Origin of the sequence: Flavobacterium sp. (genome assembly GCF_020217025.1) — a bacterium.
Taxonomy (GTDB): domain Bacteria; phylum Bacteroidota; class Bacteroidia; order Flavobacteriales; family Flavobacteriaceae; genus Flavobacterium.
Genome location: NZ_JAIWOF010000029.1, coordinates 1 through 10,000, shown reverse-complemented (window position 1 = coordinate 10,000; position 10,000 = coordinate 1). Strand labels below are relative to the sequence as shown.

Annotated in this window: 10 protein-coding genes; 5 read left to right on the top strand and 5 right to left on the bottom strand. The window is 34.3% G+C overall.

Annotation, left to right across the window (positions count from 1 at the left end):
* Positions 1-37 precede the first annotated feature (37 nt).
* The 4 genes from LDL23_RS01270 to LDL23_RS01255 all read right to left on the bottom strand — a co-directional run bounded on the left by LDL23_RS01270 (position 38) and on the right by LDL23_RS01255 (position 3,026).
* Positions 38-511, bottom strand: a complete 474-nt coding sequence (locus tag LDL23_RS01270; protein ID WP_291264084.1) for an IPExxxVDY family protein — start codon at positions 509-511, stop codon at positions 38-40.
* A 102-nt stretch (positions 512-613) separates the two neighbouring features.
* Complete coding sequence (rnc, locus tag LDL23_RS01265) at positions 614-1,357, bottom strand: ribonuclease III (protein ID WP_291264083.1); 744 nt, start codon at positions 1,355-1,357, stop codon at positions 614-616.
* 2 nt (positions 1,358-1,359) lie between these two features.
* A complete protein-coding gene (gene fabF / locus LDL23_RS01260) occupies positions 1,360-2,613 on the bottom strand; it encodes a beta-ketoacyl-ACP synthase II (protein ID WP_026725179.1) in 1,254 nt (417 codons plus the stop codon).
* Positions 2,614-2,789: 176 nt separating this feature from the next.
* The gene (locus LDL23_RS01255; protein ID WP_007137004.1) at positions 2,790-3,026 is read right to left on the bottom strand and encodes an acyl carrier protein; all 237 of its coding nucleotides are present in this window, start codon (positions 3,024-3,026) and stop codon (positions 2,790-2,792) included.
* Between the two features lie 173 nt (positions 3,027-3,199).
* On the opposite strand from LDL23_RS01255, the gene purN reads away from it, so the two are divergent.
* The 4 genes from purN (at position 3,200) to LDL23_RS01235 (ending at position 7,242) form a co-directional block, all read left to right on the top strand.
* Positions 3,200-3,763 carry a phosphoribosylglycinamide formyltransferase gene (gene purN / locus LDL23_RS01250; protein ID WP_291264082.1) on the top strand — a complete coding sequence of 188 codons (564 nt, stop codon included), beginning with the start codon at positions 3,200-3,202 and terminating at the stop codon, positions 3,761-3,763.
* Between the two features lie 11 nt (positions 3,764-3,774).
* Positions 3,775-4,254 carry a ribonuclease HI gene (gene rnhA, locus LDL23_RS01245; RefSeq protein ID WP_291264081.1) on the top strand — a complete coding sequence of 160 codons (480 nt, stop codon included), beginning with the start codon at positions 3,775-3,777 and terminating at the stop codon, positions 4,252-4,254.
* Between the two features lie 79 nt (positions 4,255-4,333).
* Entirely contained in the window at positions 4,334-5,263 is a 930-nt protein-coding gene (locus LDL23_RS01240) for a PfkB family carbohydrate kinase (RefSeq protein ID WP_291264080.1), read from the top strand.
* 80 nt (positions 5,264-5,343) lie between these two features.
* Positions 5,344-7,242, top strand: a complete 1,899-nt coding sequence (locus tag LDL23_RS01235) for an amidophosphoribosyltransferase (protein WP_291264079.1) — start codon at positions 5,344-5,346, stop codon at positions 7,240-7,242.
* Positions 7,243-7,874: 632 nt separating this feature from the next.
* On the opposite strand, the gene LDL23_RS01230 is transcribed toward LDL23_RS01235, so the two are convergent.
* Positions 7,875-8,480, bottom strand: a complete 606-nt coding sequence (locus tag LDL23_RS01230; RefSeq protein WP_291264078.1) for a superoxide dismutase — start codon at positions 8,478-8,480, stop codon at positions 7,875-7,877.
* Positions 8,481-8,586: 106 nt separating this feature from the next.
* Here LDL23_RS01230 and LDL23_RS01225 point away from each other — a divergent pair.
* Positions 8,587-10,000, top strand: a 1,414-nt coding sequence (locus LDL23_RS01225; RefSeq protein WP_291264077.1) for an exodeoxyribonuclease V subunit beta, incomplete at its 3' end; no start/stop codon positions are given.

The window sequence follows — 10,000 nt, the reverse complement described above, 5'->3', positions numbered from 1 at the left end:
GCTACAATTTTAGTTTTTTTATTTGTCGGCATTTTAATTAAAAAATTAAATTATTTTTTGATTTTAAGTTTGTTGTATCAACGGTATAAGCAGTGGTTACATTTTTGATTTTTAATATTTTATCAATTATTTTATCGGCGTCAAAACCGTAATCGATATTTTCAATTTTAATCAAATAATCTGCTTTTTTATATTCTGGAAGTAAAAAAACGGTGATGTCAACTTGTTCAAAAAGGGAACTCGTTTGTTTGTCCGAATTGATAATCGTAGTTTTATTTTCGATTAAGGTCCAAATTACATCGTTCTTTTCATCATCAAAAGCGAAATTCTCAAAAGCGCTTTTCCCTTCTGGAATAGAGATTTCTACGTAGTTATCATTTTTTTGTAACTGCAATCCCAATTCCTTGTTTAAGCAATACGCTAATTTGTAATCTTCTAAAGATGAATGCAAGGCAATTAACTCATAATCATCTGAAATAAAATCGTTTATTTGAATTTTATGAATGGCCATTTTCCAAAATTAAGCGGTAAAGATAAGGCTAAAATACGTTAAAAACTACCCATTGAGTAGTTCTTAACGATAATTTATAAACTCAAACGTTTGAGTAGGGGATTATTTTTTCGAAATTTTTTCTTGAAAGACAAAATACGCTCTTTGGGCAGCTTTTTCTTCTGCTTTTTTCTTAGAAGTAGCTCTAGCTTTGGCGATAATTTTGTTGTTGATTGACAATTTTACGCTGAAATATTTCTGTCCTTCTTGTCCGTTATCTTCGATAAAATCAAACGCGAAAGATACTTTTTCTTTTTGGCACCATTCGATGATTAAACTTTTGTAACTGATGACTTTACCTTCTAATTTAGCAATGTCAACATACTGTTTAATAATTTTATTTTGGATGAATTTTTCGCAATACGTAAAGCCTTTGTCTAAATAAATAGCGCCAATAAAAGCTTCAAATAAATTACCATGAATATTTTCTCCAAACTGACTCGAATTGACTTTGCTTTCTACAAATTGCAATAAGTTGAAATCACGTCCAAGTTCGTTCAAATGTTCTCTACTGACAATTTTCGAACGCATTTTTGTCAAATAACCTTCATCTCCCGATGGAACTTCGTTGTATAAATGAGCTGCGATAACGCTTCCCAACATCGCATCACCAAGGAATTCCAAGCGTTCGTAATTAAATGGATTTCCTTTTTCATCCAATTTATTTGCTGAACGATGGGTAAATGCTTTTTTGTAATATCTCAGTTCTTTAGGTTCAAAGCCGAGAATTTTGGTAATTTTTTCAAAAAAAATCCCGTCTTCTTGAGAACGGGAATTTTTTCGTATTTTATTAAATAAACGACGCATGTTTAGTTCTCAAATTTTTTGAATAAAACACAAGCGTTATGTCCACCAAAACCAAAAGTATTACTCATGGCCACTTTAATTTCGCGTTTTTGCGCTTTGTTTAAAGTTAAGTTTAATGATGGATCAATGTTTTCGTCTACAGTTGTATGATTAATCGTTGGAGGCACAATGCCGTTCTGCATCGCTAAGATAGAAGCAATTGCTTCAATAGCACCAGCAGCACCAAGTAAGTGACCTGTCATCGATTTAGTTGAGTTAATATTAATGTTTTTAGCGTGATCACCAAAAACATGGCTAATTGCTTTTAACTCAGCAACGTCTCCAAGCGGTGTTGAAGTTCCGTGAGTGTTAATGTGGTCTACATCTTCTGGTTTTAAGCCAGCGTCACGTAAACAGTTTTCCATTACAGCAATAACTCCAATTCCTTCAGGGTGTGGAGCCGTTAAGTGATACGCATCAGAAGATAAACCACCACCACCTACTTCACAATAGATTTTAGCACCACGAGCAATCGCATGTTCGTACTCTTCTAATACTAAAGCACCAGCACCTTCACCTAAAACAAATCCATCACGAGTAGCATCAAAAGGTCTTGAAGCGGTTTCTGGACTTTCGTTTCTAGTTGATAAAGCTTGCATTGAGTTAAATCCGCCCATACCCGCAATAGTTACTGCTGCTTCAGAACCACCTGAAACAACAACATCACACATTCCTAAACGGATGTAATTGAACGCATCTACCAAAGCATTAGCTGAAGAAGCACATGCAGAAACCGTAGTATAGTTAGGTCCCATAAAACCATTTCGCATTGAAATGTGTCCAGGAGCAATATCTGCAATCATTTTAGGAATAAAGAATGGATTAAAACGCGGTGTTCCATCACCAGCGGCATAATTCATTACTTCGTCTTGGAAAGTTTGTAAACCTCCAATACCTGCTCCCCAAATAACTCCAACTCTATGTTTATTTACATTTTCTAAGGAAATACCAGCATCTTTGATGGCTTCGTCACTCGCAACAATAGCATATTGAGCAAACTTATCCATTCTGCGAACCTCTTTTTTGTCGATAAAATCTTCAACATTGAAGTTTTTAATCTCACAAGCAAATTTGGTTTTATGCTTTTCAGTATCGTAATAAGTAATAGGGGCAGCGCCACTTTTTCCGTTCACAAGACCGTCCCAATATTCTTGAAGAGTATTTCCAATAGGAGTTAACGCTCCAAGACCTGTTACAACAACACGCTTTAATTGCATATTCTAATTTTTAAAAAATCGTTTAAACAAATAATACCCGTGTTTTCTTTAGTTATAATGAATAAAGAGACAAGGGTATTTCAATATATTGTGATTGAAATTCAATCAAAAATAGTCTAATTTCTTTAAAATAATAAAAACCCGCATGCAAAAAATGCACACGGGTGTTTTATTTATTATTTTTTAGCTTCTTCGATGTAAGAAATAGCTTGACCTACAGTAGCAATGTTTTCAGCTTGGTCGTCTGGAATTTGGATATCAAATTCTTTTTCGAACTCCATAATAAGCTCAACAGTGTCTAATGAATCAGCTCCTAAATCATTTGTGAAGCTTGCTTCTGTTACAACTTCGTTTTCGTCAACACCTAATTTGTCTACGATAATCGCTTTTACTCTTGATGCAATGTCTGACATAATCTTTAATTTTTAATTTAATTTGTTGGCAAAAATAAAAAACTTTATTTTAAAACAACCTTTTTGTTACTAAATGTGACTACGAAAATAAAAAAAAATATTCACAAAGGCCTCTTTTTTTTATTTTTTACCAATAATTATTCTTTTTTTTGTGGGAAGAAATCAATACTGAAATGAAGAATATTGTGCTTTTTGCTTCCGGAAATGGCTCAAATGCCGAAGAAATTATTCGCTATTTTAAAAAAAATAACCAAGGAACTGTAGTCGCTATCTTTTCTAACAAACCAGATGCCAAAGTGTTAGATAGAGCAAAAAATCATAACATTCCTTCAGTCGTTTTTTCAAAAAGTCAATTAAATGAAGGTTTTGTGTTGGAACAATTGCATCAATTTCAGCCTGATTTAATCGTTTTAGCTGGATTTCTATTAAAATTTCCCGAGTCTATATTAAAAGAATATCCAAAAGTGATCAATATTCATCCTGCGTTATTGCCAAAATATGGCGGAAAAGGAATGTATGGCATGAATGTGCATCAAGCGGTTTTAGAAAATAAAGAAAAAGAAACCGGAATTACCATTCATTATGTAAACGAACATTACGATGAAGGCGAATTTATTTTTCAAAAATCAGTCAACATCGAGGATTGCAAAACTGCGGAAGAAATTGCGCATAAAATCCACGAATTAGAACATCAATATTTCCCCGAGGTAATTAGAAAGCTAATCACTAATCACTAATCACTTTTTACTTGAGTCACGAAGTCCACATATACACTGACGGTGCTGCGAAGGGAAATCCTGGACCGGCTGGCTATGGCGTGGTGATGGAAATGGTGGGAACGCCTTATAAAAAAGAATTTTACGAAGGTTTCCGATTGTCTACCAATAATAGAATGGAATTGTTAGCCGTAATCGTAGGTTTAGAAAAATTAAAAAAACCAAAAACCAAAGTTTTAGTGGTCTCGGATTCAAAATATGTGGTGGATGCTGTGGAAAAGCGTTGGGTATTTCAGTGGGAAAAAATCAACTTCAAAGCCAAGAAAAATCCTGATTTATGGATGCGTTTCTTAAAAATATACCGCCAACACCAAGTTGATTTTCAATGGGTGAAAGGACACAACAGTCATCCTCAAAATGAACGTTGCGACGAATTAGCGGTTATGGCTTCTCAACAAGAAAAATTATCGATTGATGAGTTTTATGAGCGAGAAGAAGGGAAGTTGTTGTAGTGTATTAACTTTTAAACACATAAACTTTTAAACTTCTAAACAAAAACTTATCTTTGCACCTTATTTCAAATTTAATTTAATGAACAAACTATTAATAGTAGGAACAGTAGCTTTTGATGCTATTGAAACACCTTTCGGAAAAACGGATAAAATTTTAGGTGGAGCCGCGACTTACATTGGTTTAGCGTCTAACTTTTTTAATGTAGATGCAGCTGTAGTTTCTGTGGTTGGAGAAGATTTTCCAAAGGAATATTTAGATTTATTAGAAAATAAAGGAGTAAATATCGAAGGAATCGAAATCGTAAAAGGAGGAAAAACTTTCTTTTGGAGTGGAAAATACCACAACGACTTAAATTCTCGAGATACTTTAGTTACTGAATTAAACGTTTTGGCGGATTTTAATCCAGTTGTGCCACAAGCGTATAAAAATTCGGATGTAGTTTTATTAGGAAACTTACACCCAATAGTGCAATCAGGCGTTTTAAACCAAATGACGGAACAACCAAAATTAGTCGTTTTAGATACGATGAACTTTTGGATGGATTGTGCCTTACCAGAATTATTAGACGTGATTAAACGTGTAGACGTTATTACTATCAACGATGAAGAAGCACGTCAGTTATCAGGAGAATATTCTTTGGTAAAAGCAGCTGCTAAAATCCATACAATGGGACCAAAATATGTGGTAATCAAAAAAGGAGAGCACGGAGCGTTATTGTTCCACAACAAAGACGTATTCTTTGCTCCAGCATTACCATTAGAAGAAGTGTTTGATCCAACAGGAGCTGGTGATACATTCGCAGGAGGTTTTGCAGGTTACATTGCACAATCAGAAAATATTTCGTTTGGCAATTTGAAAAACGCTATCATTTACGGTTCAAACTTAGCTTCTTTCTGTGTGGAGAAATTTGGAACAGAAAGAATGGAAACTTTAGATAGAAAAGAAGTAAACTCGCGTTTGCAACAATTTAAAGCTTTAACGCAATTTGAAATAGAATTAGAAGAATAAAAACGTGCCTCGAAATTTCGGGGCATTTTTTGTTTCAAAAAGAATAAGAATTACAACAACCTACAACAACACAACAACTTATGAGTGACGCTATACAACACGAATGTGGAATTGCATTACTACGATTAAAAAAACCGTTAGAATTCTATAAAGAAAAATACGGAACCGCTTTTTATGGAGTACAAAAAATGTACTTACTAATGGAAAAGCAACACAACCGCGGTCAAGACGGAGCTGGTTTAGCAAGTATTAAATTGGATGTAAATCCAGGTGAAAGATACATCAGCCGTATTCGTTCAAACGACCCACAACCTATAAAGGATATTTTCGCTCAAATTAACGACAGAATCAGTCGCGAGTTAGAAGAACATCCAGAATATCAAAACAATGTGGCGCTTCAAAAACAAAATATTCCGTATTTAGGAGAAGTGTTTTTAGGTCACGTTCGTTATGGAACTTTCGGTAAAAATAGCATCGAAAGTGTTCACCCATTTTTACGTCAAAACAATTGGATGCACCGTAATTTAATTGTTGCCGGAAATTTCAATATGACAAACGTAAAGGAGTTGTTTCAAAACTTAATTGATTTAGGACAACATCCAAAACAAATGGCCGATACCGTTACCGTAATGGAAAAAATTGGACATTTCTTAGATGATGAGGTTACCGAATTATACAAACAATGCAAACACGAAGGGTATTCTAAGCAAGAAGCTTCGCCAATTATCGGAGAACGATTAAATGTACAACGCATTTTAGAACGTGCTTCTCGTAATTTCGATGGAGGTTACGCAATGGCTGGACTTTTCGGTCATGGTGATTCGTTTGTTTTGCGCGATCCTGCCGGAATTCGTCCTGCGTATTTCTATGAAGATGATGAAATTGTAGTGGTCGCTTCAGAACGTCCGGTGATTCAAACGGTTTTCAATGTGCCTTTCGAAAAAGTTCAAGAATTAACTCCTGGAAGTGCTATCATCATCAAGAAAAACGGAAATGTTTCAGTTCAGGAAGTGAGAACGCCGTTAATCAAAAAAGCATGTTCGTTTGAACGTATTTATTTTTCTCGTGGAAGCGATGCTGAAATTTACAGAGAGCGTAAAGAATTAGGGAAATTAATCTTCCCAAGTGTTTTAAAAGCCATCGATAACGATACCGATAATACAGTTTTCTCTTTTATCCCAAATACAGCAGAAACTTCTTTTTACGGAATGTCAGAAGCGGCTCAAGATTTCTTGAATCAAAGAAAAGCTAAAGCAATTATCGAGCAAAAAGATACGTTGACAGAAGATACTTTGAAAGAATTACTTTCAGTAAAAATCAGAACCGAAAAAATCGCGATTAAAGATGCTAAATTAAGAACGTTTATTACTGAAGATAGCAGTCGTGATGATTTAGTAGCACACGTTTATGATGTAACTTATGGCGTGGTAAAACCAACGGATAATTTAGTAATTATTGATGATAGTATTGTGCGAGGAACTACCTTAAAACAAAGTATCATTAAAATGATGGATCGTTTGCATCCAAAGAAAATTGTTGTAGTTTCATCAGCACCTCAAATTCGTTATCCAGATTGTTACGGAATCGATATGGCGAAATTAGAAGGATTAGTAGCCTTTAGAGCAGCCTTAGAATTGTTGAAAGAGCGTAATTTATATCATATTGTAGAAGAAGTGTACCAAAAATCGAAAGCACAAGAAGATTTTAGTGATGCTGATGTAGTGAATTATGTAAAAGAAATTTATGCGCCGTTCACCGATCAAGAAATCTCAGATAAAATTGCCGAAATGCTTACGCCAGATGACACCAAAGCTGAAGTAAAAATCATTTACCAAACGGTGGAAGATTTGCATAAAGCTTGTCCGAAAAACTTAGGAGATTGGTATTTCACAGGAGATTATCCAACAGATGGAGGAAATCGTGTAGTAAATCGTGCATTTATGAATTTTTATGAAGGAAAAGATGCTCGCGCTTATTAAAAAAGGCGTTTCATCGACTTTTTATTTCGTTTAACAATTTTTTTATAGTAATATAAAATCTCGCCATACTTTAGCACTACCAGAAAATTAGTAGGTTAAGTTTATGGTAGATTTGGGGCAAAAAGGGTACGCAATGCGTGCCTTTTTTTTTGTCTAAAATTGTCGTTTTAACAAAAGGTAAGGGCAAATTTTATTAAAAAAGTGCATTTCATCGACTTTTTATTTCGTTTAACAATTTTTTTATGCAAGCATACTATCTTGAAGTACTTTAGTACTACCAGAAAATTAGTAGGTTAAGTTTTATGGTAGATTTGGGGCAAAAAGGGTACGCAATGCGTGCCTTTTTTATTACCCAAAAATGAATGAATTTGTTAGAAAAAGTAAAAAATTAACTTATTTTATTTTTCAAAAATGCATTTCATCGAGTTTTTGTGTTATTCAACAATTTTTTTCGTCACATACGTTTTACTGTTCTACTTTAGCTCTACCAGAAAATTAGTAGGTTAAGTTTTATGGTAGATTTGGGGCAAAAAGGGTGAAAGTAATTTCACCTTTTTTATTTTAATAAACTTGGTAACAAAAAAGGCGAGGATTGAAAAATCTTCGCCTTTTTTAATTTTGTTTGTTTTAAATTATTTTGCTGCAGCAAAACGTTTTGCAACTTCAGTCCAGTTAATTACATTAAAAAACGCTTCCATATAATCAGGACGACGGTTTTGATAGTGTAAGTAATAAGCGTGTTCCCAAACATCCATTCCTAAGATTGGTTGTCCACCACAAGCCACACCTGGCATTAATGGGTTGTCTTGATTTGGAGTAGAACAAACTTCTAATTTTCCATCTTTCACACATAACCAAGCCCATCCTGAACCAAAACGAGTAGCTCCCGCTTTAGAAAATTCAGCTTTAAATGCGTCAAATGAACCAAAAGCAGCGTCAATAGCAGTTGCTAATTCACCTGTTGGTAAACCTCCACCGTTTGGCGACATAATTTCCCAAAACATAGTGTGGTTGTAATGTCCACCACCATTGTTACGAACTGGCATGTTGTTCATGTCAAGATTTTTCATGATATCTTCAATAGATTTTCCTTCTAAATCAGTTCCAGCAATAGCTGCGTTTAAGTTAGTAACATATGCATTGTGGTGCTTAGAATGGTGAATTTCCATTGTTCTAGCGTCAATATGTGGTTCTAATGCATCGTATGCATAAGGTAATTGTGGTAATTCAAAAGCCATGATATTTAATTTTTAGATTAATAATATTTTCACCAAATTTACAAATTAAACTTCGGATTCAAAAATAGATAGTTTTTATACCACTATTAGTAAGATAAATATAACATTGAATACAACCGCTTTTGCCATATACGACGCTTCGGCTGGCTCCGGAAAAACTTACACGCTAACAAAAGAATATCTAAAAATTCTTTTCTTGGCGACGAATGATGATGCGTATCGAAAAATTCTTGCCATTACCTTTACCAACAAAGCGGTAGAAGAAATGAAAACCCGAATCGTTTCGAGTTTGTATCAATTTTCATTGGATAATACTTCGGAAAAAGCGATGGAATTGCTAAAAGATGTTGCTTCGGAAACCAAATTAAGTATCGCTACTTTAAAAGATAAATCGAAAGCTATCATCAAAAATATCATTCACAATTATGCTGCGTTTGATATTTCTACAATTGATAAATTCACGCACAAAGTCATCCGAACGTTTGCCCAAGATTTGAATTTGCCATCGAATTTTGAAGTGTCGCTGGAAACCGATTCCTTATTACAAGAAGCGATTGATTTAGTGATTTCCAAAGCGGGGGATGATGTAAGTTTAACCAAATTACTCATCGAATTTTCAAAAGAGAAAACCGACGACGATAAAAACTGGGATATTTCGGCCGAATTATTAAAGGTGGCCCAATTGATTACCAACGAAAACAATTCGGAAGAAATCAAAGAATTGTCTGAAAAAAGCATAGATGATTTCGGAGTCGTAAAAAAGAAGTTACAAGATGAAATCAAACAGTTAAAAATCGATTGTAAAGCAATTGCTCAAAGTGTTTTGGATTCGATTGATGGAAATGGCGTTTCAAGAAAATCGTTTTACAGAAGTTTGGTTCCTAATTTTTTAGAGAAAATTGTTGATGATAAAATTGCGATTAATGAAACTGTAATCAAATATTTAGATGGTTCAGAAAGTGGTTATTCTAAAACTGTTCTACAATCCGATAAAGATTTTATTGATGAAAAGGCTTCCGAAATTTTAGCTTCGGTGTTAACAATCAATGAAAAAGTTGGAAAAATTTCAATGTACGAAGCTTTTCTGCAAAATTTGAATCCATTATCGTTATTAAACACGATTTATCAAGAATTCAAACAAATTCAGGAAGAGCAAAATTTAGTTTCGATTTCCGATTTCAATAAAATTATTCATAACGAGATACAAAATCAGCCGGCGCCTTTTATTTATGAGCGTTTGGGTGAAAAATACCGTCATTATTTTATTGATGAATTTCAGGATACTTCAGTGATGCAATGGCAAAATTTGATTCCGTTAATCGATAACGCGCTTTCAGGACAAGATGATTTTGGTCAGCAAGGCACTTTGATGTTGGTGGGCGATCCAAAACAAGCGATTTACCGTTGGCGCGGCGGAAAAGCCGAACAATTTATCGATTTGGCGAAAGAAGATAAAAAACACAATCCGTTTTCTAACAAAGACAAAGAAACGCTTCGTTTGGGAACGAATTATCGTAGTT